At 42.6% G+C, this 25,586-nt stretch carries 21 protein-coding genes, 1 tRNA gene and 2 pseudogenes; 11 read left to right on the forward strand and 13 right to left on the reverse strand.

What is annotated here, in order from left to right; all coding sequences use genetic code 11:
- Both F8R90_RS29195 and F8R90_RS29200 read right to left on the reverse strand, forming a co-directional pair.
- A partial coding sequence (locus F8R90_RS29195; RefSeq protein WP_196513548.1) for a tetratricopeptide repeat protein occupies positions 1 to 837 on the reverse strand: 837 nt, incomplete at its 3' end.
- A gap of 352 nt (positions 838 to 1,189) precedes the next feature.
- Positions 1,190 to 1,783 (reverse strand): hypothetical protein, encoded by a 594-nt coding sequence (locus F8R90_RS29200; protein ID WP_230967042.1) that lies wholly within the window; start codon positions 1,781 to 1,783, stop codon positions 1,190 to 1,192.
- A 222-nt stretch (positions 1,784 to 2,005) separates the two neighbouring features.
- Here F8R90_RS29200 and F8R90_RS29205 point away from each other — a divergent pair, with 222 nt between their 5' ends.
- Positions 2,006 to 2,881 carry a hypothetical protein gene (locus F8R90_RS29205; RefSeq protein WP_196513550.1) on the forward strand — a complete coding sequence of 292 codons (876 nt, stop codon included), beginning with the start codon at positions 2,006 to 2,008 and terminating at the stop codon, positions 2,879 to 2,881.
- Between the two features lie 302 nt (positions 2,882 to 3,183).
- Here F8R90_RS29205 and F8R90_RS29210 read toward each other — a convergent pair whose 3' ends face one another.
- Positions 3,184 to 4,590, reverse strand: a complete 1,407-nt coding sequence (locus tag F8R90_RS29210) for a 1-acyl-sn-glycerol-3-phosphate acyltransferase (RefSeq protein WP_196513551.1) — start codon at positions 4,588 to 4,590, stop codon at positions 3,184 to 3,186.
- Between the two features lie 98 nt (positions 4,591 to 4,688).
- Positions 4,689 to 4,761: transfer RNA gene (locus F8R90_RS29215), tRNA-Ala, on the reverse strand.
- 71 nt (positions 4,762 to 4,832) lie between these two features.
- On the opposite strand from F8R90_RS29215, the gene trhO reads away from it, so the two are divergent.
- The gene (gene trhO / locus F8R90_RS29220; RefSeq protein ID WP_196513552.1) at positions 4,833 to 5,750 is read left to right on the forward strand and encodes an oxygen-dependent tRNA uridine(34) hydroxylase TrhO; all 918 of its coding nucleotides are present in this window, start codon (positions 4,833 to 4,835) and stop codon (positions 5,748 to 5,750) included.
- A 453-nt stretch (positions 5,751 to 6,203) separates the two neighbouring features.
- Here the strand turns inward: trhO and F8R90_RS29225 are convergent, their stop codons facing one another.
- Together F8R90_RS29225 and F8R90_RS29230 are read right to left on the reverse strand one after the other, a co-directional pair.
- On the reverse strand, positions 6,204 to 7,724 hold the full coding sequence (locus F8R90_RS29225; RefSeq protein ID WP_196513553.1) for a hybrid sensor histidine kinase/response regulator: 1,521 nt from the start codon (positions 7,722 to 7,724) through the stop codon (positions 6,204 to 6,206).
- A 10-nt stretch (positions 7,725 to 7,734) separates the two neighbouring features.
- The gene (locus tag F8R90_RS29230; RefSeq protein ID WP_196513554.1) at positions 7,735 to 10,533 is read right to left on the reverse strand and encodes a PAS domain S-box protein; all 2,799 of its coding nucleotides are present in this window, start codon (positions 10,531 to 10,533) and stop codon (positions 7,735 to 7,737) included.
- Between the two features lie 240 nt (positions 10,534 to 10,773).
- Between F8R90_RS29230 and F8R90_RS29235 the strand changes: the two genes are divergently transcribed.
- The gene (locus tag F8R90_RS29235; RefSeq protein ID WP_230967044.1) at positions 10,774 to 10,992 is read left to right on the forward strand and encodes a DUF1816 domain-containing protein; all 219 of its coding nucleotides are present in this window, start codon (positions 10,774 to 10,776) and stop codon (positions 10,990 to 10,992) included.
- Positions 10,993 to 11,189: 197 nt separating this feature from the next.
- On the opposite strand, the gene F8R90_RS29240 is transcribed toward F8R90_RS29235, so the two are convergent.
- Positions 11,190 to 12,722, reverse strand: a complete 1,533-nt coding sequence (locus F8R90_RS29240) for a SagB/ThcOx family dehydrogenase (RefSeq protein ID WP_196513555.1) — start codon at positions 12,720 to 12,722, stop codon at positions 11,190 to 11,192.
- A 324-nt stretch (positions 12,723 to 13,046) separates the two neighbouring features.
- Between F8R90_RS29240 and trxB the strand changes: the two genes are divergently transcribed.
- The gene (trxB, locus tag F8R90_RS29245; protein ID WP_196513573.1) at positions 13,047 to 14,417 is read left to right on the forward strand and encodes a thioredoxin-disulfide reductase; all 1,371 of its coding nucleotides are present in this window, start codon (positions 13,047 to 13,049) and stop codon (positions 14,415 to 14,417) included.
- Between the two features lie 73 nt (positions 14,418 to 14,490).
- Here the strand turns inward: trxB and F8R90_RS29250 are convergent.
- Both F8R90_RS29250 and F8R90_RS29255 read right to left on the reverse strand, forming a co-directional pair.
- Positions 14,491 to 14,655 (reverse strand): annotated as a pseudogene (locus F8R90_RS29250) (element excision factor XisI family protein); the annotation flags it as partial.
- Between the two features lie 2 nt (positions 14,656 to 14,657).
- Positions 14,658 to 14,765 (reverse strand): annotated as a pseudogene (locus F8R90_RS29255) (element excision factor XisH family protein); the annotation flags it as partial.
- A 337-nt stretch (positions 14,766 to 15,102) separates the two neighbouring features.
- Between F8R90_RS29255 and F8R90_RS29260 the strand changes: the two are divergent.
- The 3 genes from F8R90_RS29260 (at position 15,103) to F8R90_RS29270 (ending at position 17,405) form a co-directional block, all read left to right on the forward strand.
- Positions 15,103 to 15,999 (forward strand): ABC transporter permease, encoded by an 897-nt coding sequence (locus tag F8R90_RS29260; RefSeq protein WP_190896926.1) that lies wholly within the window; start codon positions 15,103 to 15,105, stop codon positions 15,997 to 15,999.
- A gap of 89 nt (positions 16,000 to 16,088) precedes the next feature.
- Positions 16,089 to 16,307: a hypothetical protein gene (locus F8R90_RS29265; protein ID WP_196513556.1), complete on the forward strand. Its 219-nt coding sequence runs from the start codon at positions 16,089 to 16,091 to the stop codon at positions 16,305 to 16,307.
- Between the two features lie 195 nt (positions 16,308 to 16,502).
- Positions 16,503 to 17,405 (forward strand): ROK family protein, encoded by a 903-nt coding sequence (locus F8R90_RS29270; RefSeq protein WP_196513557.1) that lies wholly within the window; start codon positions 16,503 to 16,505, stop codon positions 17,403 to 17,405.
- A gap of 258 nt (positions 17,406 to 17,663) precedes the next feature.
- On the opposite strand, the gene F8R90_RS29275 is transcribed toward F8R90_RS29270, so the two are convergent.
- Positions 17,664 to 18,086, reverse strand: coding sequence for a hypothetical protein (locus F8R90_RS29275; RefSeq protein WP_190896932.1), 423 nt, complete (start codon positions 18,084 to 18,086; stop codon positions 17,664 to 17,666).
- 123 nt (positions 18,087 to 18,209) lie between these two features.
- On the reverse strand, positions 18,210 to 19,847 hold the full coding sequence (locus F8R90_RS29280; RefSeq protein WP_196513558.1) for a CTP synthase: 1,638 nt from the start codon (positions 19,845 to 19,847) through the stop codon (positions 18,210 to 18,212).
- A gap of 84 nt (positions 19,848 to 19,931) precedes the next feature.
- Here F8R90_RS29280 and F8R90_RS29285 point away from each other — a divergent pair, with 84 nt between their 5' ends.
- Together F8R90_RS29285 and F8R90_RS29290 are read left to right on the forward strand one after the other, a co-directional pair.
- Positions 19,932 to 21,686: an N-acetylmuramoyl-L-alanine amidase gene (locus F8R90_RS29285; RefSeq protein ID WP_196513559.1), complete on the forward strand. Its 1,755-nt coding sequence runs from the start codon at positions 19,932 to 19,934 to the stop codon at positions 21,684 to 21,686.
- Between the two features lie 246 nt (positions 21,687 to 21,932).
- The gene (locus F8R90_RS29290) at positions 21,933 to 22,310 is read left to right on the forward strand and encodes a hypothetical protein (protein ID WP_196513560.1); all 378 of its coding nucleotides are present in this window, start codon (positions 21,933 to 21,935) and stop codon (positions 22,308 to 22,310) included.
- Between the two features lie 122 nt (positions 22,311 to 22,432).
- Here F8R90_RS29290 and F8R90_RS29295 read toward each other — a convergent pair whose 3' ends face one another.
- Positions 22,433 to 23,029: a pentapeptide repeat-containing protein gene (locus tag F8R90_RS29295; RefSeq protein WP_230967058.1), complete on the reverse strand. Its 597-nt coding sequence runs from the start codon at positions 23,027 to 23,029 to the stop codon at positions 22,433 to 22,435.
- Positions 23,030 to 23,043: 14 nt separating this feature from the next.
- Between F8R90_RS29295 and F8R90_RS29300 the strand changes: the two genes are divergently transcribed.
- Complete coding sequence (locus F8R90_RS29300) at positions 23,044 to 23,610, forward strand: YraN family protein (protein WP_196513561.1); 567 nt, start codon at positions 23,044 to 23,046, stop codon at positions 23,608 to 23,610.
- 70 nt (positions 23,611 to 23,680) lie between these two features.
- Here the strand turns inward: F8R90_RS29300 and F8R90_RS29305 are convergent, their stop codons facing one another.
- Positions 23,681 to 24,070 carry a hypothetical protein gene (locus F8R90_RS29305; RefSeq protein WP_069068139.1) on the reverse strand — a complete coding sequence of 130 codons (390 nt, stop codon included), beginning with the start codon at positions 24,068 to 24,070 and terminating at the stop codon, positions 23,681 to 23,683.
- A gap of 272 nt (positions 24,071 to 24,342) precedes the next feature.
- Here F8R90_RS29305 and queA point away from each other — a divergent pair, with 272 nt between their 5' ends.
- Positions 24,343 to 25,506 (forward strand): tRNA preQ1(34) S-adenosylmethionine ribosyltransferase-isomerase QueA, encoded by a 1,164-nt coding sequence (gene queA, locus F8R90_RS29310; protein WP_196513562.1) that lies wholly within the window; start codon positions 24,343 to 24,345, stop codon positions 25,504 to 25,506.
- Positions 25,507 to 25,586: the final 80 nt, after the last annotated feature.

The following is a 25,586-nucleotide window of genomic DNA, read 5'->3' on the forward strand; positions in this document are numbered from 1 at the left end:
AGCTTCACCTGCGCGATCGCCCACAGCACGATATAGGGGCAGAGCTTGGTTGTAAAATTCGAGTGCTTTTTGCTTTTCTCCTAAAGCGTCGTAGACTGCACCGATATTATTGAGTGTAGTAGCTTCACCTGCGCGATCGCCCACAGCACGCCATAGGGGAAGAGCTTGGTTGTAAAATTCGAGTGCTTTTTGCTTTTCTCCTAAAGCGTCGTAGACTGCACCGATATTATTGAGTGTAGTAGCTTCACCTGCGCGATCGCCCACAGCACGCCATAGGGGAAGAGCTTGGTTGTAAAATTCGAGTGCTTTTTGCTTTTCTCCTAAAGCGTCGTAGACTGCACCGATGTTACCAAGTGTGACAGCTTCACCAGAGCGATCACCCACAGCCCGAATAAGGAGAAGAGCTTGGTTGTAAAATTCAAGTGCTTTTTGCTTTTCTCCTAAAGCGGAGTAGACTAAACCGATGTTACCAAGTGTGACAGCTTCACCAGAGCGATAGCCCACAGCACGATATAGGGGCAGAGCTTGGTTGAAGTAATTCAGTGCTTTTTGCTTTTCTCCTAAAGCGGAGTAGTTAAATCCAAGTCCAAGCAGTGCGATCGCTTCACGTTTTTGGTCTTTGAGTTGTTGTGCAATGGTTAAAGCTTGCTGAAATATTTCTATTGCCTTTTGGTGTTCCTGTTGCTGTGTAAGTTTTATGCTTTGGTCAAGCAGTCTTTCTGCTTCTTGCGATCGCAAGTTTTGAGTTTGTCCCCAAGTGGGTTGAGCCATCAACATTACTGTTACAGGCGTTAGATAAACACCCACAGCCAAAAAACTGGTGAGAATTTTTTTCATAGAATAGTGCAGAGGTAGCTGTTTTTAATTAGGTCTTAACAGAAGTTGTCTTCACCAACATCCTGATGTTGCAATGTTTCGTATTAATATCGTGATGTTGGTGAGGAATGTCGCAATGTTTCGTATTAATATCGTGATGTTGGTGAGGAATGTCGCAATGTTTCGTATTAATATTGCAATGTTGGTGAGGAATGTCGCAATGTTTTGTATTAATATCGTGATGTTTGTGAGGAATGTTGCAATGTTTGTGATGAACATTCCAATGTTTCTTATTAATATTGTGTTTGTCGTTAGAAACGTCAAAAAGCTTAGGGGCATAAATATACGCCCCTACAGATGAAATGATTCACGATCAATAAGGTTTTGCCAGAATGGTGATCGTTTTTTGTTGTGAATTGAACTGGATTTCATTTACCACATATTGCCAATTTCTCGCCACTGACTGAATACCCCGCAACTGTGCTGTGGAAACTACAGGTGGTTTTAGCTTCACCACCGCTTGACCTTGAGTAGGATTTTTTACAGTAAAAGTATTTAGGGGAATACCGCTCCAAGTTACTGGCTTACCTATGGGAAGGTCTCGCGGCCCCCGGATAATTTGCCGCCCATTGCTTCTGTAAACCAACGCCCCATTCTTGAAAACTACTTTTGCAATTTGGCTTAGAGGAATCGTAGTAGTTTTATCATTACGCCGAATTGATAGTGCTTGCCCTTGTGCATCAATTCCTATTACTCGACCACTACTTGACTCACCGCCTTTAAAGATGACCTCTGCTAATTCTGGTAACGCTACTGCAAGTTCTAATTCATCTGCGTTGACTGGTGTCTGTGCCAACAAGAAATTTCCCATCTTGACATCCTTACCAATTACAGCTTGAACGTTTCCTGCGATCGCTGCTGCCATTACTAAGATTGCCACAACCCATCCCTGGAAAAAAGCTTTCATGGCTTTAACAGTATATTTGACTATATTCAACTTTCTCATTAAACTTCAAAGACATATATATAATTTCCGTAAAATCACTAAAATCAACTGATTATGTACCTGTAGTTATGCCGCAGGGCTAAAGCATCATCCTAGATTTTCGGTGCATTAGGATTGATGTACATAAAGCACCCTACTTTCTACATTGTTTACTTAATTACGAATTACGAATTACGAATTAGTATGACCCAATCCCCCAACCAAGAAACTAATATTTTAGGTAAATTCACCAGTGTACTTGGCTTGCTGGGTGCGGCGCTTTTCTTTGCAGGTTGGATTTATCGTTGGTCATATTTCTACTTTTTTCAGCTAGAACTCAATACCCTCGACTTACCCGCACAGTCTTTTCTCATAGTTCCTCTGCAAATATTTCTCGGAGATGGCTGGACAATCTGCAAAACAGCGATCGCCTTTTTTATCGCTGCGATCGCAATTCAGGCTACATTGTGGTTAATTAAAATCATCAGTGAGACGGTAGTCTCTGCTAGCCAATTACTACTGAGTCGCATCATCTCTGCAACTCAACACAAACGCTCATGGACAGCTAAACAGCTTAAGTCTCTAGCTGAATTTAGTTTTGGGCAATTGCGCTCAGTTGATTTTCTGCGATCGCTAGTCAATGAAATAGTAATAGTATCCTGGGTATTAATAGTGATATTTTGGTTAGCTCGTTGGCAAGGCATTGCAGATGCACGACGAGACGCTGGTCAAAACTCCACATTACCAGTTGTAGCGTTAATTACACCTGAAGAAAAATTTGCAGTGGGACGCAAACTTGATGATATATTTGCTGACCCTTCCTTGAAAGGTTATCGCATAATTGGCGATCGCGGTCTATTCGATGACTTGCGAGGCAGAGAAGATAATGATATCAGCAATCCAAAGCAGCCGAGAGTTTGGCGTTTACTCCTAGAACGTGGCGGCTGGATTTATTTGTTTCGAGCATTGCCCCCAAATGCAAAACCTAACGAGATACCATCAATGTTGGCGATTCAAGAAAGTGATAAGGGACATATCATCATTCGCAGTCCAGAAGTTTCTAAAACTATTTCTCCTTAAGGATAATCATCACCTCTGCGCCAGATTATCAAGCCTGACTTTTCACATTATGTGGAAAAGCTAACGATTAACCTAACCCCTAATACTATTTCTTTGTGAGGCTGCGCCAAACCCTTTTAACTTCTTTCTTTGTGTCCTTTGCGTCCTTTGCGGTTCGTTTTTCTTTCTTTTACTTAGGTTTAGCGCATCTTCATACAGAATTGGTATAACCCCTCTTTCCCGAAGCGGGAAAATTCAAAGTCTCTCTCCTTTTAGGAGAGATTTAGAGAAAGGTTTTCCAAATACCGTGAAAAGTCAGGTAATCAAGCAATCATCTTCTCCAAAGCAACCTGCAAATCCTTTGTCAAATCGATTACAGCTTTTTTAGCTGCATTGCGATCGCCCTGACAATTTTTCCAGCGTTCCGTAACTGAAATTGGCTCTCCCACTGTAATTTGTGCCCGTCGCAAACCTAACCGAGGTCGCCCCGGAAGCGATGTATCCTGAATTCTAGAAAGCATATCGAATACAAGCAAAGCTGTTTCCGCAAACCGTTCCGCCGTCGGTTGTTCTTGAATATAAGTAGCTGTGACTGCAACAAAACTTTCCACTATTCGCATGTGTCGCATCCGCAAGTCTGCTTCCTCTGCAATCCAGTCTGCCAAACCGCGTTTAAAGGGTGGTAAAGCCTTGATATCTGGCAAATCTTCCCGATAAATGTAATTCCAGCCAGCCTCTTCTAAACGGCGACAGCGGTCAATAAAATTTCCCTGTGCTTGAACTCCAAAATATTGTTCGGCAACTTGTAAAGCCTTATCCAGTAAGCGATGAAGTCTAGCAATCAACACCTGATTAGGAGTAGCAGATTCATCAGTTGAGATGGTTTTTGGGATGTCTTGATGATAGAAGCGACGATAAAAGTCTTCCATCTCGGTAATCAAATATTCAGCCAATCTACAGAGGCGTTGATAGTAAATCTCTTCGCCCCCGTCCGAATCAATTTCTATTGCCGGCAAGCCGCTATCAGCTTCCAACTTACTCAATAACCAATCTAGCTTAGACCAAGGTGGCTCAACGTAGCGATACTGGATAGCGATCGGCACAATGATCACAGTTTCAGTCCGATTAGCTTTTTGCAAGTCTTCTACACACCAGAACCCCATTTGAGCAACACCTGGTTCCAGTGGGCTAACAATACCACTATGACCATTAGTACCTCCTTCTGGTGCCACTGCGATCGGTAGTTCGCCATTAGCAAACAACTCCCGTGCTGTTTGAATAGCTTGCCGATCTAGCCGCCTACCCCGATGAACCGGCACACCCCCTATCCGTGAAAACAACCAACCCAGCCATTCTCCAGCCCAAACCGTCATACCCCGGTCGTAAAGAAAATAGCTGTGAACAAGAAATTGCAGTGTAATACCTTTCTGACGAGCAACCTGTGGCACAATGCGAGAAAGCAAATACAACATACAGAGGGGATCTTCCACCTCTGGGTGGCGAAATGCCAGCAAAAAGCGAATTTTTCCAGCCTGAAATTGTTGATAAAGTTCAGCTAAAACTTCAACATTCTTGGCTTCAACACCGACAATACCAGCCGTTAGCCAAGGCCGAGTGCGAAACCGTAACACCATCGGCAGTAACCACCGAACAATCTGGAGTATCAGCGGGTTAAACCGTTGAGTAATAAATTTTAGTGGTGGTTGAGTAGACTGAATCGATCTAGGCAAGTCGCTCTCCAGATTGTATTTTTAGCGATTCTACAACATGGGGTCTTGCTTTATCGCTTAGAATTTGTGCGATCGCACTTAAGATAAATCATATCCAATGGAGGTTAGCGGACTCGAACCGCTGACATCCTGCTTGCAAAGCAGGCGCTCTACCAACTGAGCTAAACCCCCATAAAATTAAAATAGTCGGTAAATTTGTTTGTCGTTGTTATTGTAACTTATATTGTTCCGTTACCAAAGGGATGAAGCCAGAAAATATTCAGATAGTCGCGGCACTGTATAAATTTGTCAAGCTGCCAGATTTTGCCGAAAAACGAGATCCGCTGCTGTCTTACTGCCAAGCACAAGGTGTCAAGGGAACAATTTTGCTGGCACAAGAAGGCATTAACGGTACAATTTCCGGTTCACGTCAGGCGATTGATTCTGTTCTCTGCTTTCTGCGTACTGACCCTCGTCTAGCAGACCTAGAATACAAAGAATCCCATACCGAAACCCCGCCCTTTGAGCGGATGAAGGTGCGGTTGAAGCAAGAAATTGTTACTTTGGGGTTGCCTGAAATTGACCCAAATGAGCAAGTTGGCACTTATGTCAGTCCCCAAGAATGGAATGATTTAATTTGTGATCCAGAAGTAACCGTGATTGACACCCGCAATGATTATGAGGTGAATATCGGTACTTTCCAACGAGCAGAAAATCCCCAAACTGGCTCATTCCGAGAATTCCCCGATTATGTGCGCCACCACCTCGACCCAACTAAACACAACAAGGTTGCCCTATTTTGTACGGGCGGCATTCGCTGTGAAAAAGCTTCATCCTTCATGCTTGCCCAAGGCTTTGCAGAAGTCTATCATCTCAAAGGCGGCATTCTCAAGTATTTGGAAGAAGTTCCAGCACAAGAAAGTTTATGGGAAGGAGAATGTTTTGTCTTTGATGACCGAGTAGCTGTCAGTCATGGGTTGGAGGAAGGAAGTTATGAGTTGTGCCTCTGTTGTGGGCATCTGATTTCTGAAGAAGATAAGGTATCTCCAAAGTATGAGCAAGGTATCTCCTGTGCCTATTGTTTTGATAGCCTCACCGAAGAGAAAAGAGCGCGTCAGCAGGAAAAATGGCGGCACTACCAAACCCAAGTTGCTAATTCCAAAAATCGGGATCTAAGCTAACCGCTCGTAAAAACCTCCAACAATCTGTAAGTCAAACTTAACGAGTTTTAAATGGCATCATATTAAGATTGGTTAATTACTGATCATTTGTCATTGCGATTGTAACGAAGTAAAAGAAAGCAATCATAAGGTTTTTGTGATTGCTTTCTTTTTCTATAAGATGCACTCACTTTCGGTTGCAATTACAGTTATTTAAGCAGACATGATCAGCTGTTACGCAATTAATTTGTACATTTACCTAATGACTGATGACTGTTAAGTATCTAGGCATAAATAAATTTAAAGTTTGTAGTAAGGACTTTAGTCCTGATAATCCTTGCTTTGAGCGATAAATCGCTCACTACAAACTAGGAGTTTATTTTATATTTAATTATGTCTACCTACTTAACCGTCAACAGTCAACAGTTAACGACCATCAAGAGTGTTTATATACTTTAGACGCGCATCAGCTTATCATTCATTAGCTTCAGTCAAAGATAATTCGGAATTTAAGGGCAACATTACTGTAAATGTAGTACCCATTTCAATTTCACTTGTGACACTGATTTGACCTCCGTGAGCCTCAACGCACCTTTTAACGATTACTAACCCCAATCCGGTACCCTGAATTGAGTGGACATTTGAGGCTCGGTAGAATGATTCAAAAAGTCGAGCTTGGTCTGGTTCTGGAATGCCTATACCTTGATCTTGAATATAAAAAATTGCTACCTTCTCAATCGGATCGCATATTAAATCAAACTGAATCTTGCCACCTCTTGGAGAATATTTAACCGCGTTTGAGAGAAGATTCCCAAACATGTAATGTAAGAGTCCTTCATCCATTACAGCGTCAGTATGATCGCTATGACAGGTAAAAACAATTTCACACACACTACTTTCAATAATAGAAAAATCTTTAATTAACTCTCGACAAAATTGCTCTAAGTTAAGTGAAGTAGGGTTATATACGAGTTTTTTCGCCTCCGCTCGACCCATAAACAACACCTCTTCCATAAGTTTTTCCATAGATTGCACAGCACCTTGAATTCGCTTTAAATAAATGCCTTTTTTTGCTTCTGTCAAATTTGCTCCTTGCATTTCGATGAGTTCTACTGCCGTTTGAATAACAGTCAAGGGATTACGGAACTCATGAGATACGGTAGAGATAAATAAAGACTTGAGACGGTTAAGTTCTTGCTCCTTTTCTAATGCTTGCTCTAGCAACTTTGTTTGGTGTCGTTCGCTCAGATCCCAGAAAACAATTACTACACCATTTATCTGGTCAAGTCGTCGCTTCAGTGGTGAAGCACTATCACCAATTGGAACTCTTTTTCCCTGTCTTGTAATCAGAGATGTGAATTCCCCTAAATAAACAACCTGTTGCTCCCGCAGTACTTTTGTTACTGGGCTTTCTAATGTAGTCCCTGTAACTTCATCGACAATATGAAAAATCTTCGCTGCTTCATTTCCTAAAGCATCGTTTTGCTGCCAGCCAGTCAGGGACTCAGCTGCGGGATTCATAAATGTCACCATTCCTTGCTCATTTGTAGCGATTACAGCATCACTCATTGAGTTTAAAAGGGTTGCTAACTGATCTCGATTCTCTCGCAGGTCACGCTCTAATTGGTGTTTTAAAAGAGCGATTTCGATCGCTATTCTTAAATCTTTTGTAGTAAATGGTTTAACGATGTATCCGAAAGGTTGGGTAACTTTTGCTCTTTCTAAAGTATGATCATCACCGTATGCTGTTAAATAAATTACAGGTACATCTAACTGCTCACGAATTTTACTGGCAGTAGCAATACCGTCCATCTCACCTTTAAGAATAATATCCATTAATACTAGTTCTGGTTGAGTTTCCGATGCTTTGGCAATGGCAACTTTTCCAGATGAAGCTGTTCCTGTAACAATGTATCCTAGTTGACTGAGTTGGCTGGCAATAGTTCTAGCCACAATCACTTCATCTTCAACGACTAAAATCCTAGCTTGACCCATTTGATATTTACTAATGCAAAGTTAACTGCGTGAATTGGATTTTGAATACTGTTCCATGATTGCGTTCTAGAGTAATACAGCCTTCCAGTTGTTCTGTAACCAAGTCATATACTAATGAAAGACCCAAAGAATCAGTATTTGCCCAATCTAAATTATCTGGTAAACCAATCCCATTGTCTCGGATAGTCATCTCGATATTATTGCCAATATTACGTAAAGCAATACTGATTGTGCCTACTTGTTGGTTGGGAAAAGCGTGCTTGAGGGCATTGGAGATTAATTCGTTGATCACCAGTCCACAAGCGATAGCTTGGTCAACATTCAAACTCACTGAATCTATATCAGTTTCTAAACCGATTTTACCAGGACATATTTGATAGGAAATTAGTAAACTTGCTGCCAAATTATGGATATAGTCAGCAACATCAATTTGTCCAATATTAGCAGAAGTATATAAATTTTTATGAATGAGAGATATTGACTCAATTCGGTTTTGACTTTCTCGAAGAACTTTGATGACTTCTGGATCTTTAAGTGTTTGAGATTGGAGTTGCAATAGACTGGAGACAATTTGTAAATTATTTTTAACTCGATGATGAACTTCCTTTAACAGAACTTCTTTTTCAGCCAAGGCATTTCTTAACTTTACTTGAGCTTTTTGTCTTTGAACAAGTTCAGTTTGAGCTTGCTCAAAGATGCTGGATTGTTGAATTGCGATCGCTAATTGGACTGTAAGTTGATCGAGCAAATCTAATTGATTTTCTTCCCACTCGCGGAAACCAGAGCATTGGTGAGCAATCAGTAAACCCCATAGGTGAGAGCCAGAGTTTTGAGAGCTTACTTCTAGTAAAATAGGTACGACTAAATTTGCTTTGACTTCAAACTGTTCTAATAAACGAATATGGCAATCAGTTAGTCCAGCTTCATAAATATTAGCGATCGCTCTTTTACGTCTTTGATAATACTCCAATCCAGCGCCTGCTTGAAAACATGTATCATGAATCTGCACGTTTAAAGAAACTGTCCATCCAGGTTCCACCGACTCTGCCACAATTGTGCCGATCATCTCTGGGTCAAACTGATAAACTACCACTCGATCAACCCCAAGTAAATCTCGCACTTCTTGAACTGTTGCATTCAGAATATCTTGGAGATTCAAAGATTGACGAATCCGTTGAGCAACGGTTCGCATCAACTGCTCCCGCTCGGCTTGAGCTTTTAGAGCCAGTTCAGTTTGCTTACGTTCTGTTATATCTTGTCCAAGACCAATAATTTGACCATTTGAAAGTTTAACATTAGTCCAAGATGTGTCGAGTAAATGACCATCCTGCATCTGAGTCTTAAAATCACTCCAATTACGTTGTGCAGACTGAATAGAATTAATCACATATTGTCGATATTCAGGATTAGGATATAAAGATTCCAAAACATCACCAGTTTGAAAATCTTGAAATTTCCAGCCTAAAACACTTTCCCATTCTTGGTTTACCCACTGAAGTCTGCCATTGGTATCAATGAGCGCAATCATCAACGGTATACTCTCAAAAATTTTCTGCAAAAACTCATTTTGCTCTTGGAGTTTTGTTTCTATATTTTTTCGGTCATTTATATCATAAAATACTGTCAAAATAGCTGATTCACCATTAAAAATTAAATATTGCAGTGAAGCGATCGCCCAAAAATAAGTTCCATCATATCTTTTTAATTGAAGTTCATAATTATGAATAAAACCATGCTGATTAAGAACTTTTAATAGTGTTTCTAAATCGGCTATATTATGATATAAATCTAATAAAGTTTTGCCATTAACTAAATACTCGGCAGAAAACTGAAATGTTTGAAGCAATTCTGGATTAGCATATAAAATCAACCCATCAGACAGACGCGAAATAAGAAAGGGGACAGGAATGGCTTCAGAAATAACTCGAAATCTAGCTTCACTTTCCTGAAGCGTTTTTGCTATTCGTTTGTGTTCTGTTATGTCTCGAATATTAACTAACCGAGCATTGTAATTTGCGTAGTCTATTTTATGTGTGACAATTTCAACATCAATAATCTCTCCGCATTTTCGCCGTTGTTGCCATTGTCCAGCAAAATGTAAGTTAGAGTGTCTTTGTCTTAAATATTCTATGAAAATAGGCACATCTTCTGGAAGGCAAATGTCAGTTATTCGCATTTGCAAAAATTCTTCTCGTGAGTAGCCATAATGGACAACAGCAGCTTCATTTACATCTAAAAATCGCAGATTATTCTGGTTATATAACCACATTGGATTGGGGTTTTTAGAGAAAAGGAGATTAAAACTTCTTTGGCTATCATCAATTACTTTTTGTCGATGTAACTCTAAATACCTGATTACTTGTCGAGCTAACAGTTGCAAAGCTGCTTGTTTTTTAACGGCTAAATTTCGCGGTGCATAATCAATTACACAAAGGCTACCTAATGCAAAACCGCTTGAGGTAATTAGGGGAACACTCGCATAAAAGCGGAAATAATTATTTGATGTTACAAGAGGATTTGTAGAAAACCGTTCATCTTGCAAAGTGTCAGGGATAATTAATATTTGACTTTGCAAGATAGTATAACTACCAAAAGAAATGCTTCGAGGGACTTCTGATATAGTTATTCCGATTTTTGACTTGAACCATTCCCGTTCTGCATCAACTAGGCTAATGAGAGCGATTGGTGTTTCACAAAGGTTAGCAGCTAGTTGAGCTAGTTCATCAAAAACTTCTTCTGGTGGCGTATCTAAAATTTGATACTGATTAAGTACTTCTAGTCGTTGGCTTTCATTTTCTGGAAATAGCATTAGTGATTGTGTGACAAAAATATTTTGTAGTATCAGATTTAACTTGAATTCGACGAACCTAAAAAGCCACCACAGCCAGAAGGCAAGTTGGCATGATCACATAGAAGCTTAACATTGAACTATGTTCAATGTTACATATCTCATGCTTTTAGCAGATGATAACTATTAGAGCAACAGTGATGCTGTTAAAGACCTACTAGCAATCTAACTTTTCCTTTTGTGTTAAACAAATTTAAAATTTTGGGTTCAATAATTATTCAAAAGGTTATTAGTGATTACTGGATAGAACTCATCACTGAAAGTCCTTACTGCATCTACTATTTTGGGCCCTTTAAAACATTTATTGAAGCGAAAGCTGCTTGCCCTGGATATATTGACGACCTTGAAACCGAGGGAGCCTTGGGAATAAAAGTCGTCATTAAACGTTGCCATCCAGATGTGCTAACGATTTGTGATTAAGAAGTGAGCTATAGCAAGTAGTTTTCAGTTGAATGAGGTACTAGAAGAAGTAAGTGAAGAAGGCAGCTATGCTGAAGAGTGCCATCTAGAAACTAAAAATCTTTACATCATAGATTTATCCCCAGAAGTTGAGGTTAGGAAAGGAACCGCAAAAAACGCAAAGAATCTTTGTGTACTTTGTGTTATTTGCGGTTTTTTTATCTTGGGCGACCCAATGTAGTGATATATAGAACAGCTTCATCAGCAGGGATACCCAAAACTTCATTTACTTGGTCATCAAAGAATCCGCCGATCCCACTGACACCTACATTCAGGTGCATTGCGGCTAAATTCAGGCGCTGTCCCAAATGTCCGGCATCCATATGTAAGTAACGGTAAACGCGATCGCCATACTGGGCGATCGCAGCTTTCAGATCGGCTGTATGAAATAACACCGCTGCTGCATCCCGCCCTAATTCTTGTCCCAAACAGAGAAAATGTAACTCTCGCCGAAAGTTTTTAAACCGAATTTGGCGTAATTCTTGGGCTTTGGGCGCGTAATAGTAGCAACCCGCCTCCAACCCTTTGACTCCGCAAACAGCAATGAATGTTTCTATTAAATTCAGATCAAAGTAGTCTGGAGAAATATCTAAACTTTGATCGATGTAATTTTGCGGTTGGTAAGTGAAATCAAGTAAACTTTTCAATTCATCGAAGCTTAAATCATCACCATTGTAAGCGCGGGTAGAGCGTCGCTTGTACATAGTAATTTCCAGTTCTGACAGCTTTTTTCCCCAGTCTATAGGTGCGGTGGTGGTGGGAATTTTCAAACAGAAAGGAAAGTTATATTTATCCTCTAAAGATTTTTCTTGTTTGATAGTTGGTAGATTGAGATTGCCAGTTATACCTGATTGGATCTGGGTGTGTTGATGGAAATATGTCAGCAATTCACCATCGGGGATTTGGGGATAACTGGTTTCGGTGGCGGAAGGTAAAGCAGTACATCCCAATGGCAAATTTTGATTGACATCTAACAAGTCTGCCAGAGGTAAGACAGCGATCGCACCTTCTTGTTGCGGATCGATATAAAGTAGATCGTTTACTGATTCATCCACAAAACCGCCGATTAAATGGGGGCGATAGTCAGTAATCGCAGCAGCCAACTCGATATTACCCAACAGGTGCCCCGTATCGAGAAAAATCCGGCGGTAAGCCCGATCTTCATAGCGCCACGCAGAACGATAGAATACCGCAGTGACAATAATTGCGAGTTGGGTACTTTCTAGGGAAGGATGCCAGAAACAAGCTGCTTGGAGAGTTTGCCAAACATCACTTTCCCAATAATGCATCAGAGAATGAGTCCGACACTGGTAGTTATACAGACCAGGCGGCAATAACGACGTACCACGGGAAACCACATACACCTCAGCAGGGTATAATCCGCCTGCACTGGGAGCAGCACGTAAATACACCGCACTACCCATAGAAGGCATTCTCGCCGTCAATCCATAGCTGCGAAACAGCAGCCGTGAAAGTCTTTGCCACCATTGAGCATCTGGGTTATTAGCAAATCCCTCTGATTTTTCTTGGATATAGGGTTTGAGATCAAAAGTAGAGCCAATTTTGTACTCTTTGAAAGGCACTGGCTGTTTAGCCCAGTCTAGCCTTTGACTTTTGGAGGCGAGAGTCTCAGGGTTGTATTTAGTCCGTTCGTGGTAATGCTGGGCAATTGATTGGTGTAATTCTGGCATAGTACTTTTAATATCCTTAAGGCATCCTTTCTTTGATCTTGGCATTCATCAGCCTCATTATTTCGTGTCAATTCGTACAATCCTCAGACTCACAAAGTGCTAATTGCTAACAACTGAATGCCGCATGGGGCATTGGCAGAATAGCCGCCCGCCTCCAAAGTCATTATTCATTAGTACCAAGGCTAATAAAACCAGCAACCGTCCCTGAGTATTTCTATTCATTTAGGGTGAACGAATCGCACTGCTGTAGGCATTTTCCAATCACTTGCCTTGAAGCTATGTTATGCTATATTAAGCGTAGTCGTTATGAGTTTATATATGAGCATGACTAACCCCACAGTAGAAAACTTGGTAATTATCGGTTCTGGGCCAGCAGGGTACACAGCTGCTATCTATGCCGGACGTGCGAACCTAAAACCTGTTGTATTTGAAGGTTTCCAAGCCGGGGGATTGCCTGGTGGGCAACTAATGACAACGACGGAAGTTGAGAACTTTCCTGGATTTCCCCAAGGGATTACCGGGCCGGAACTGATGGATCAGATGAAGGCTCAAGCGGAGCGCTGGGGGGCTGAACTATATACTGAAGATGTTATGTCAGTTGACTTGAGTCAGCGTCCATTTACAGTGCGATCGCAAGAAAGGGAAATCAAAACCAACAGCATCGTCATTGCTACGGGTGCGACAGCAAAGCGTTTGGGTTTACCCAGCGAACACGAATTTTGGAGTCGGGGTATTTCCGCTTGTGCGATTTGCGATGGTGCGACACCGATTTTTCATGGTGCAGAATTGGCTGTGATTGGTGCTGGCGACTCGGCAGCGGAAGAGTCTATTTACCTCACCAAGTATGGTTCCAAGGTAAATATGTTGGTACGCACCGATAAAATGCGGGCTTCTAAAGCTATGCAAGACCGCGTTTTGAGTAACCCGAAAATCCAAGTGCATTGGAACACAGAAGCCGTGGATATCTTCGGTAACGGTCACATGGAAGGGGTGAAAGTCCGCAATACCAAAACTGGTGAAGAGAGCCAACTGCACGCTAAGGGTTTATTCTACGCCGTTGGTCACAGTCCCAACACCTCTTTATTTAAAGGTCAGTTAGAACTGGATGAGGTAGGTTACGTTGTCACTAAACCCGGTACTGTGGAAACCAGTGTAGAGGGCGTTTTTGCTGCTGGCGATGTGCAAGACCATGAGTTTCGACAAGCAATTACGGCTGCGGGAACTGGCTGTATGGCGGCGATGTTGGCAGAACGTTGGTTATCATCTAGTGGCTTGATTCAAGAATTCCATCAACAGCCAGAAACAGCGGTTAATGAATTAGAACATCAGCCAGCCAAAAAGACTGAAGCCGAAGAAGAAGCTGGATTTAACTTGGATAGGACGCGTCATGAGGGAGGTTATGCCTTACGGAAATTGTTCCATGAAAGCGATCGCTTACTCCTTGTTAAGTACGTCTCTCCTGGTTGCGGCCCTTGCCATACCCTGAAGCCAATTTTAAATAAAGTGGTGGATGAATTTGACAGCAAAATTCACTTTGTAGAAATTGACATCGACAAAGACCGAGATATTGCTGAAAATGCTGGTGTGACAGGAACACCAACGGTTCAATTGTTTAAAGATAAGGAACTAGTCAAGGAAGTCAAAGGCGTGAAGCAAAAGAGCGAATACCGCCTGTTGATTGAAAGTAGTCTTTGAGATAGTGGGTATTGGGGAAGACTCTGCTCAATACCCAATCCCGCCCACTTACTTAAGCGGTAGCTTTAATAAGTTAGGCAATAGCATATCCTGTGTGTTGCCTAACATTTGGCGGGTGAAATCCCAAGACAATTTTCTCTTTAAGAATTCCTGCTGCTACTAATTCGTAGGTAACACCATCTTCTGTGTCATCCCGTTGCACCCAAATTTTGCCATCAATAATATCGAGATGAACTAAGCCATATCTTTTTGACCCCACTTTAAATGTAGGGGGTCATCTGTAATTATCCAGTCTTCTTTAAGTAAAGCATTCTTAACAGCATCATGATAAATATCTCTTGCAGGCATATCAAAGCATATTAAAATCCAATACGGTTCAGTTAAGGGCTAATTGTACAAAACTGTGGGTTTTCGAGACGCGATAAATCGCCGTCTCTACAAGTGTTTTGGTCTTATCTGAACTGTATTGTATTAAAATTTTTCTTTACTTGGAATCATTTACCTTTGTGGTAACACTTGGCTAATAATTTATCTTTACCAAAAATAAGGCATAATCTCACCTCTTCCTCAGTCTAGCTCTGTATCCACCACTCAACAGTCGGACTTTTATTCACGATGTTTACGCAATTCCCTATCTGATATGTAAAATAGTCAGCGTATCAAGCTTTGCTCCAGGCGATCGCACATGGCCATTACAAAACGGCGACTACCGACATTTTTACAGTTTGGCAAAAGTCTCAATCTTTCCCAAAAACTCATGCTCATCGGGTTAGCCATTACCCTATTTTTCATTTTCCTGGCATTCTTCGCTCCCGTATTCCAGGCTTGGGGATGGCTGCAAAACCCCAAAGATTTTCTTTCTAATCCAATTCACGAGCCACCCTCAGCTAAACATTGGTTCGGTACTAGTCGCTTGGGCTATGATGTGTTCTCCCGGACATTGTTCGGTGCTCAAGCTGCTTTGCAGGTGGTAATTTTGGCAACAGCGCTGAGTATGATTATCGGTGTGCCTTTGGGGATGCTGAGTGGTTATCTCGGCGGGAAATTGGATAAAGTATTGCTGTTTATTATGGATAGCATCTACACCCTACCGGGGCTACTGCTGTCTGTGACGCTGGCGTTTGTGGTGGGTCGTGGGATATTAAATGCAGCGATCGCTATTAGCATTGCCTACATCCCCCAATATTACCGCGTTGTTCGCAACCACACTGTGAGCGTGAAAACTGAAGTATTCATCGAAGCTGCTCAAGCAATGGGTGCTTCCACTTGGGTTGTGCTTTCTCGTTATCTGTTTTTCAACGTCATTCAAAGCGTACCCGTCTTATTCACACTCAACGCCGCTGATGCGATTTTGGTGTTGGGCGGTTTGGGCTTTCTGGGGTTAGGACTTCCCGAAGAAGTGCCAGAATGGGGACATGATTTAAAACAAGCCCTAGAAGCTCTACCTACTGGCATTTGGTGGACTACACTTTTCCCTGGTTTAACGATGACATTCATGGTGGTAGGGTTATCACTACTTGGTGAAGGGTTAAACGAATTTGTCAATCCCCGGTTACGGAGAGAAAATAGAATCCGAAAATAGTTAGTAAACAGTCGACACTTATCAGTCAACGGGCTGATCATTGATAACTAGTAACTGATAACTGGTAATTGATAATTGGAGAGATTAGTGTGAAAGATAACCTGACGTTAATTGCCGCCGCTACTGGCGGGTTTATGCTTTCGATTGCCCTTTCTGGCATCTTAAGAGGTGCTCCAGTTACAGGTTGGCAGGATCAATCGAGTTTCCGCACCATGACTTTTGCTAATTTACAGAAATCGGAGTTGAAAGCCGCGCATCTTGATGTCGGGGATGAAAACGACTCGCACCCAATAAAACAGAAAATTTAGAATTTTTTCGTGCCAAAATGCTAAAACGCTAAGTACAGATTTGCCTCAAACTTTGACGACTTGAGCTTGAAAATCGAAACGCTCTAAGACACAGAAGTTTAGTATGTGGCTATTTTATTGCCTACAAACTTGTGCAAAGCTGTACTACGATGCTTTTTAAGCCGAAAATTTGCGGCTTGGTCTAAGGATTTTAAAGTGGTGAGTTCTCAAGTAATTGGCATTGATGTAGGGGGAACGGCAATTAAGCTGGGGCGTTTTGCCGCTGATGGTACTTGTCTGCAATCTTTGACCGTGGCGGCTCCCCAACCGACAACACCGGAGGCGGTGCTGGCGGTGATTGTAGATGCGATCGCGCAAATTGATCCTCTGGATCAAACTGTTGCTATTGGTGTTGGGACTCCTGGCCCATCCGATGCAGCAGGACGCATTGCTAAAATCGCTATTAACTTGCCTGGATGGATCGATGTGCCTTTGGCAGATTGGTTAGAAGCTAAAACTGGCAAACCGACTGCGATCGCTAACGATGCTAATTGCGCTCTTTTGGGAGAAGCTTGGTTGGGTGCCGGTCGCCACTTTCAAAATCTGATTCTGCTAACTTTAGGAACTGGGGTTGGTGGCGCAATTATCCTAGATGGCAAACTATTTGTTGGACATCAAGGAGCCGCCGGGGAATTGGGTTTAATTTCATTTAACCCAGATGGGCCAATTTGCAATAGTGGCAATCAAGGCTCTTTAGAACAATATGCCTCTGCTACTGCAATTCGTCGCCGCACTCTCAAGGAACCCGCCGAATTGGGTTTTCTTGCCCAACAGGGAGATGCCGCAGCATTGACTTTTTGGCAAGAGTATGGTATGTGTTTGGGAATTGGTTTGACGAGTTTGATTTATGTACTCACACCGCAAGCGATCGTCATTGGTGGCGGTATAAGTGGCAGCTTTGAATTTTTCATACCAACAGTCAAGGCAGAAATTGAGAAGCGAGTTCAGCCTTTATCACGAGCGGGTTTACAAATATTGCCAGCGGAGTTAGGCAATTTTGCTGGGATAGTAGGTGCGGCAAGGTTGGCATGGCAAAACTATATAATTCGTAATTCGTAATTCGTAATTCGTAATTCGTAATTCGTAATTCGTAATTGTTACCCCATGCACGCCAGTTAATCTACTTGGGGAAACCCTAAGACGGCAGTGGCTCATAAATGCGGGGCTTGAATAAAGATGCCGAGCCTTTTTTTCTTTTTCATAACTGAAATTAGTTGCTCTGTACCCTTAATTAATTATTAATGACTAATTATCCTAATTAATTACGAATTACGTTAGGGCTAGCGACGTAGGAGCGTCATTACGAATTACCTAATCCTAAGACAAAGAATATCCTGTTGCTTTCTTAACGTATTTCACAACTTTTTCATAAGATTCAGGATTACTTACAGGGTTGATGATGATGGGAATAGTTCCATCTGGCAACCAAAAAGTTATCCTACCGTTCGGTTCATGACAAAATGAACTGATGCAGTTGAGATTAATTACATATTCGTTTTTTTCGTACAGGATTTTCACCCAGTGGGCATGATCTAATTCCAACCCCGTCACACATTCTAAATAATCGAGAATCTTTTGATAATCTTCCAAGTTACTTTGCGGGTTAATCACTATTGGTATGGCACTATCGGGTAACCAAAAAGTAACCCTGCCGTTCAGTTCATAACAAAAAGCATGAACACGTTCAAAATTCACTACATATTCTCTCCTTTCGTAAAGGATTTTCACCCAGTACGCCACAACATCTCCCCAAGTCCGAAATTTACGAATGATGCACCCTGTATGTCCAAATCTACTGAAACCTTAAGTTAATGTTGCTGTGTACCAATTAAAAATTAATTTTTAATTTTTAATTTCTAATTGTTATGACACCTCCAATGGTGTTGGTGTACCTGAAGTTGAGAGAGAAAGAGCGATCGCTGCTTGAATAAACCCTTTAAATAAAGGATGAGGGCTACTGGGGCGCGATTGAAATTCTGGATGAAATTGGCAAGCAAGAAAGAATGGGTGCTTGGGTAATTCCACAATTTCAACTAAGTGTCCATCGGGAGAAGTACCACTGATTACATAACCAGACTTTAATAACAGATCGCGGTAAGCATTGTTGAACTCATACCGATGTCGATGTCGTTCATAAATTACATCTTCTTGATAAAGCTTGAAGGCCAGAGTATCAGGGAGAACACGACAAGGATATAGCCCCAAGCGCATTGTACCCCCTAAATCGACTACTTCCTGCTGTCCTGGCAATAAATTGATTACCGGATCAGTTGTATGAGCGTCAAATTCAGCACTATTAGCACCTGTTAATCCCCCTACATGCCTAGCCCATTCAATCACAGAACATTGCATTCCCAGGCATAAACCCAAAAAGGGAATTTGGCGATCGCGGGCGTATCTAATGGCGGCAATTTTACCATCTACCCCCCGAACACCAAAACCTCCTGGCACAACTATGCCATCGACACCCTCAAGATAAGTTTCGGGCGCTTGGGTTTCCAAATCTTCTGAATTTATCCAACGCAGGCGCAGTTTGCCATAAGTGGAGATTGCAGCATGGTTTAATGCTTCCACTACAGATAGGTAGGCATCACTTAACTGCACATATTTACCGACAATGGCAATTTCTAGCTCGTGCTTGGGGCTATGTAACCGTTGTACCAAGGTTTGCCACTGCGTCAAATCTGGTTTACGTTGCTCCATTTGCAGCAAGTTCAGCACTTGTTCTGCCATTCCTTCCCGTTCCAGATTCAGCGGTACTTCATAGATACTTTTGGCATCTTGGGAAGTGATGACGCATTCTTCAGGGACATCGCAAAATCCCGACAATTTCTGCTTTAATCCCTTGGGTAAGGGGCGATCGCTCCGACAAACTAAAATATCTGGTTGAATGCCAATGGATCTCAGTTCTTTAACTGAATGCTGTGTCGGCTTAGTTTTCATCTCACCTGCAGAAGCAATCCACGGTACCAGCGTTACATGCATATACAGCACATTCTGCCGTCCCACTTCTTTGCGGAACTGACGAATTGCTTCTAAAAACGGCAGTGATTCAATATCTCCCACCGTACCGCCGATTTCTGTAATCACTACAGAGGGGTTTGTACTTTTAGCAACTCGCAGAATTCGCTCTTTTATTTCATTGGTAATATGAGGAATTACTTGTACTGTGCCGCCATTGTAGTCTCCGCGCCGCTCTTTATTGATAACTGCCTGGTAAATCGAGCCAGTAGTAACACAGTTCAAACGCGACATTGAGGTATCGGTAAAGCGTTCGTAATGCCCCAAGTCCAAATCTGTCTCCGCACCATCCTGGGTAACGAATACTTCCCCATGCTGAAAGGGACTCATTGTGCCAGGATCGATATTGATATAAGGGTCGAGTTTGAGAATCGACACGGAATATTCGCGCGACTTAAGCAAACGCCCTAGACTTGCTGCTACAATGCCCTTACCAATACTGGAAACTACGCCCCCAGTTACAAAAATAAACTTAGTCATAGTAGTTTAAATTTCTAACAACTTCTAAAAAGACATCCCGTCATTGTGCCACAGTTGTTGTGGTGTAATCTTCTGTGATTTGCTGTGAAAAACCTTCTAGGATTAGTAATATTAGGCTGTATTCTCACTTCCTCCGTAGCATTGGCAGAGCCATCTCTTATAGTCGTTTTTCCCCAAACAAACTACCAGACGAGTGCCCAAAAAATCTTCTTTCTGGGAACTGCACCACCAGATGGTCAGGTTTTGATCAATAGTAAGCCAATTACCCGCAGCAAAGCTGGTCATTTTTCCCCTAGTTTTCCCTTGCAGTTGGGGGAGAATCTTTTTACTGTGCGTCACAACAATCAAGAACTCCAGATTAAAGTGACAAGGCTTACCACTAGCCCTGAGCTACCACAGGGGTTAGCCTTTGCTAAAGATTCCCTGACTCCCGCAGTTGACATTGCCAGACTACCGGGAGAGCTAATTTGTTTTAGTGCGATCGCACCCCCTAACGCTAGCGTATCTGTCAAGTTGGCTAATCAAACTACTGCTCTTTCACCGCAAGCTCAACAGGCACAACTACCAAGTAATTTGGCAGCTCTGACAGGGCAAAATCAGCCTTATGCCCAGTCTAGCGTAGGCAATTATAAAGGTTGCACCACAGTGGCAACAGCCGCCGATCTGGGACAACCTCAGTTTCAACTGACGCTCAATGGCAAGACGATAACTCAACCAGGGACTGGTAAAATTCAAATCCTCTCAAGAGCAGAGTTGCCAGTTTCTGAGGTTACAGTAGAGTCAGGCGTTGCTCGCACTGGCCCAAGCACCGATTATTCTCGACTTACACCACTGCCCAAAGGCACACGCGCAACAGTAACAGGTAAGGAAGGTGAATGGTTGCGCCTAGACTATGGCGCTTGGATTAATAGTAAAGAAACCCGCATTCTACCTGGTGCAATTCCGCCACAAACAATAATTCGCAGTGTCGGATACCGTCAACTCCCTGGTGCGACAGAGATCGTTTTCCCCTTACAAGTTCCCGTTCCTGTGAGCGTACAACAAAGTGAGGGTGCTTTCGCTCTCACTCTCTACAATACCACTGCCCAAACGGACATTATTCGTCTGGATGATGACCCCCTAATTTCTCGCCTAGATTGGCAACAAGAGGCTCCAGAACAAGTAAAATACACCTTTAACCTCAAAAAAGCTCAACAGTGGGGATATAAGCTGAGATACGACGGTACAACCCTGGTTTTGGCTTTGCGTCATCCGCCGAAAATTGGGAACACAAGACGCAAGGCTTTAGCTAATCTCAAGATTGTACTAGATCCTGGGCATGGCGGTAAAGAATCTGGTGCCAGTGGCCCAACTGGATATTTAGAAAAAGATGTCAATTTAGTGATATCCAAGTTGCTGCGGGATGAGTTGGTGAAGCGAGGAGCAACGGTGGTGATGACGCGGGAGGATGATAAGGAGGTTTCGTTAGTAGAACGTCAGGCAATTATCAATCAAGAAGAACCTGCGATCGCTCTTTCCATACATCACAACTCCCTACCCGATAATGGCGATGCCGAAAAAACCAAGGGATTCGGAACTTTTTGGTATCATCCCCAAGCTCACAACCTCGCAATATTTTTACAGAACTATGTAGTCAGAAAACTTGACAAACCTTATTATGGTGTGTTCTGGAACAACCTAGCGCTGACACGTCCTGCTGCTGCGCCATCCGTATTGTTGGAATTGGGTTTTATGAGCAATCCCGATGAATTTGAGCAGGTGGTGAACCCAGAAGAACAGAAGAAAATGGCAAATGCGATCGCTCAGGGGATTACGGAGTGGTTTCGGAGTGTTCGCTGATGTACTCCCCGCGCATAAATGCGCGGCAATTCCGCATCTGGTTCCATATTTTAAGTTAGGCGATCGCAAAACTCGGCTAGCAAAAAAACCAAAAATTATTAATTACGAATTAGGTTAGCGTAGCAGGGTATAGCTCATTACGAATTAAGTTAATACCTTGCTATATTTTGATTTCAGTGCTTCTACAGTGCCATAACCGCTTTGATTGCGGGTAGAAATATATGAAATCTGATATTTTTAAAGTGTATGTGTTTTAAAATAGGCGGCATGGTAGGAGCGATCGCTATTTTATTGAGTAATGGCAGTGCAATCGCCCAAGATGCAGAAAGATATGTCACTGTGGGGCATGATAAATTAGGAAACAGCGTAGCTCTGGATACGGAGACCATCAAGGGCACGACATACAAGCTTTATGGGATGTATGGAGATGGCGTCTTCGAGACTACCTTCGATGCATCGTGCAAAGAATCGCGCCTTTTTCTCAATCGCATTGCCATTTACGGTTCAGAAGGACAGCTACTTGAAGAGGATAAGGAGAAAGGAGAAATACCTTTTGTAGCAAGTTCTTCACCAGGCAAAGGAATGAAAATTGTTTGTCAAAAGATTGGTGCCCGTGGTTGGTAGTTGCTCAATATTTTAGAAGTAGAGAATGGGGAATGGGGGGAAGAGGAGCAGGGGGAGCAGGGGAAGCAAGAGTGGAATAACCAATGCCCAATTCCCAATGCCCAATGCCCAGCTAAAAAATACTAAGGACAAAATAACGTGTCACGCGTATCTCGTCCTGTAATGGGATTAGTTCCCTTGGCAAGTTTGCACAATTTTTTTTGCTCATCGGAACGCAGCAGCGTATCGGTAAAATCTGCCCCATCAATGATTGCACCATCAAATCTGGCGTTAGCAGCAAAGGCACCCTCCAACAGTGCATTTGTCAAATTTGCTCTCACTAAACGAGCCGAGTCTAAAGTGGCATTTCTCAAGTCAGCTCCCTCCAAATTCGCAGACTCCAAATTTGCTGCAAAGAAACTAACACCGTGCAAATTAGCGTGGCTGAAGTTGCTCTGGCGAAGATTAGCTTTGGTAAAGCTGGAGTCTGTTAAATCACGTCCTGAGAAATCAGCCTCGACCAAAATTTCTTTATTAAATTCGAGTGCCAAAGCTGTTGGAGCAAAACCTACGGTTGTCGTGATGCCAACTATTCCCCAAAGGAATAAGCTGAGTATACTTGCCCAAAAGTGATAGTCTGTTTTACGCTTCAACCCAAACTGTGTTCGGGATGAGTCAAGTGTAGAACCCGCTGTGCGTAGGCGTAGCCCGCCGCAGGCATCGCTTAACCTAGAATTCATCATATTTTTAATCAATGGCTAACCTTCCTCCATCTCATTATCCAGATATTGGTCATTTAGGAGAAGACCTAGTAGTCCAATGGTTGCAATCTACAGGGTGGATAATTCTCCATCGTCGCTTTTCTAGCCGCTGGGGAGAAATCGATATCATCGCCCAATATGACGGAGAAGAAGGGGATAAGGGGACAAGGGGACAAGGGAACAATCCCTCTCTTTTATCTCCTAACTCAGCAGTGGCTCAACGCCCCACTAACAGCACTCAGCAATCATTACTGGCATTTGTTGAAGTGAAAACCCGCAGTTCAGGTAGTTGGGATGCAGGCGGAAGAAACGCAATCACCCCACAAAAGCAAGCAAAAATCTGGCGGACAGCTGGAATATTCTTAGCACAGTGCCCTGAGAAGGCAGATTATTCTTGCCGATTTGATGTTGCCATTGTCTACTGTCAAAGAATATCAAAAAATCTGACTGAGGTTACAGCAATCCAGGAAGCTCTAGCTACTTCATCAGCAGCGGGATATACGTTTGAGCTGCAAGAATACATTCTGGCAGCTTTCGACTCTTCAATTGATAATGGTTAATTGGTAATGGATAAAATATCTTGATTACCAATGACCAATAATTTTGTAGTAGCGTTACAACCAAATAGAGTCACGCCAAAGTTTCTGGACAGTAGCCTAAGCCCCGGACAAACTGTTGCCGGAACGCCTCGATTTCGTCTCTCTCTGGGCTACCATGAGAGACGATCGCAACCTGATAGCGACGCATCACGTCCACAGGGCACTGTCCCGCTTCCAAACTCCAAAGTGCCATTTGCACCCTCATTGGCGGTTCGTAGCTAATTCCTAATTCATTTAGAAAAGCCCGAAAGTCGCCATCTTCTTGGGGCGAGACTTGACCTCTGAGTTTGATCCTAACCACCCAGCCATCAATTTGATGAATTACGGTGACGAATGAAACTGGTGTCTGGGGTCTAGCGTGCAGGTGTTGAACGACCCTCAGGGTTAGACTGGCATTTGCCAGATAGTACAAGTATTCCATGTTTGTTGGTGCTTGGGATCAAAGCCAATCCTACATATATATATTCGTCAATCAGTGCCTGTTCCCGGTAGGGTAAAAGCCCCCGTTTTTAGATGGGGAGGTTTACCCAATTTTTATGTTAATTTTTCCGTGTTACTTAATAGTATCAATCTTATAGCCTAGCGACAAAACTGAGCGAAGATGCCTTAAAGTTCCTTTAGAAGGGAAAGCTCAAACCAGCTTTTTTAAGAGAGTATAAATACTAAATAAAGTAAAACCTAGTAGAAGCCAATTTGAAAGACACCTCTCACCCACAAGAAAAAAATTTGGAATTAGATTGCTCGGTAGCTGGCTATGACTACAAACTACCTTCAGAACTCATTGCCCAAAACCCAGCAGTTCCTAGAGATAGCTCACGGTTACTGGTAGTTAATTCTCCGACTACAGGTACTGAAACAGCACCCCTACACCACATTTTCCATGATTTGCCTGCACTGTTGCGCTCTGATGATTTGTTGGTTATGAACAATACAAGAGTCATTCCAGCGCGGCTTTATGGTCATAAATCCACTGGTGCGAAAATCCAGGTGTTGCTGTTGGAAGAACGGCAGTATAACTGTTGGTTAGCTTTAGTTAAGCCAGGAAAAAGCTTCAAACAGGGAGCAAAGATTATTTTTGATGTCAGGCAATTAGGGATTGGGGATTTGGAAGATTCTTACCAAGTAAAGAGTCCCCAACTCACGGCTACGGTTCTAGAAACAGACGCAGCAACTGGGGGACGTTTGTTGCAATTTGATGTGCCAGAGGGGCAGTCTTTGATGCAACTGTTAGAGGTATTTGGTGAAGTCCCGCTACCACCTTATATCACTACCTCAGAAGCTGCTGATGAGCAATATCAGACAGTTTATGCTAAACAGCCAGGAGCGATCGCAGCTCCAACGGCAGGATTACACTTTACCCCAGAATTATTACAAAAGTTGCGCGATCGCAATATCAATCAAGCTTTTGTCACCCTACACGTTGGTGTAGGCACATTTCGTCCTGTGGAAGTGGAGGATGTAACTACCCATCACATGCATGAAGAATGGATTGAAGTTCCCGCCGCTACAGTAGAGCAAATCCGCGCCACGAAAGCAGCTGGCGGTCGAATTATTGCTGTGGGAACAACGGCAGTACGCGCTTTAGAAGGGGCAGCTCAATCTGGGGATTTACAACCATTTTGCGGGAAAACAGACCTGTTTATTTATCCCGGCTATCAATGGCGGGTGGTGGATGGTTTAATTACTAATTTTCACCTGCCGCGTTCCAGCTTGCTGATGTTGGTAAGTGCGCTAATTGGCAGACAACGGTTATTGAATATATACAACGAAGCGATCGCTTTTGGATATCGCTTTTATTCATTCGGCGATGCCATGCTAATTTTGCCGTCAGCTGTGGGAGTTAAGAGACGCGATTAATCGCGTCTGTACAATTAGGAGTAGAGACGCGATTAATCGCGTCTCTACAGTTAGGAGTTAAAAGTTGGAAATTTGGAATT

The organism is Nostoc sp. NZL (genome assembly GCF_015714705.1).
GTDB classification, from domain to species: domain Bacteria; phylum Cyanobacteriota; class Cyanobacteriia; order Cyanobacteriales; family Nostocaceae; genus Nostoc; species Nostoc foliaceum_A.

Coding starts and splice junctions, on each gene's coding strand:
- F8R90_RS29225 (WP_196513553.1), bottom strand. CDS start 7,724: ATGGGTCAAGCTAGGATTTTAGTCGTTGAAGATGAAGTGATTGTGGCT.
- F8R90_RS29260 (WP_190896926.1), top strand. CDS start 15,103: ATGGCCATTACAAAACGGCGACTACCGACATTTTTACAGTTTGGCAAA.
- F8R90_RS29300 (WP_196513561.1), top strand. CDS start 23,044: ATGGCTAACCTTCCTCCATCTCATTATCCAGATATTGGTCATTTAGGA.
- trxB (WP_196513573.1), top strand. CDS start 13,047: ATGACTAACCCCACAGTAGAAAACTTGGTAATTATCGGTTCTGGGCCA.
- F8R90_RS29305 (WP_069068139.1), bottom strand. CDS start 24,070: ATGGAATACTTGTACTATCTGGCAAATGCCAGTCTAACCCTGAGGGTC.
- F8R90_RS29290 (WP_196513560.1), top strand. CDS start 21,933: ATGTGTTTTAAAATAGGCGGCATGGTAGGAGCGATCGCTATTTTATTG.
- F8R90_RS29200 (WP_230967042.1), bottom strand. CDS start 1,783: ATGAAAGCTTTTTTCCAGGGATGGGTTGTGGCAATCTTAGTAATGGCA.
- trhO (WP_196513552.1), top strand. CDS start 4,833: ATGAAGCCAGAAAATATTCAGATAGTCGCGGCACTGTATAAATTTGTC.
- F8R90_RS29230 (WP_196513554.1), bottom strand. CDS start 10,533: ATGCTATTTCCAGAAAATGAAAGCCAACGACTAGAAGTACTTAATCAG.
- F8R90_RS29295 (WP_230967058.1), bottom strand. CDS start 23,029: ATGAATTCTAGGTTAAGCGATGCCTGCGGCGGGCTACGCCTACGCACA.
- F8R90_RS29280 (WP_196513558.1), bottom strand. CDS start 19,847: ATGACTAAGTTTATTTTTGTAACTGGGGGCGTAGTTTCCAGTATTGGT.
- F8R90_RS29240 (WP_196513555.1), bottom strand. CDS start 12,722: ATGCCAGAATTACACCAATCAATTGCCCAGCATTACCACGAACGGACT.
- F8R90_RS29205 (WP_196513550.1), top strand. CDS start 2,006: ATGACCCAATCCCCCAACCAAGAAACTAATATTTTAGGTAAATTCACC.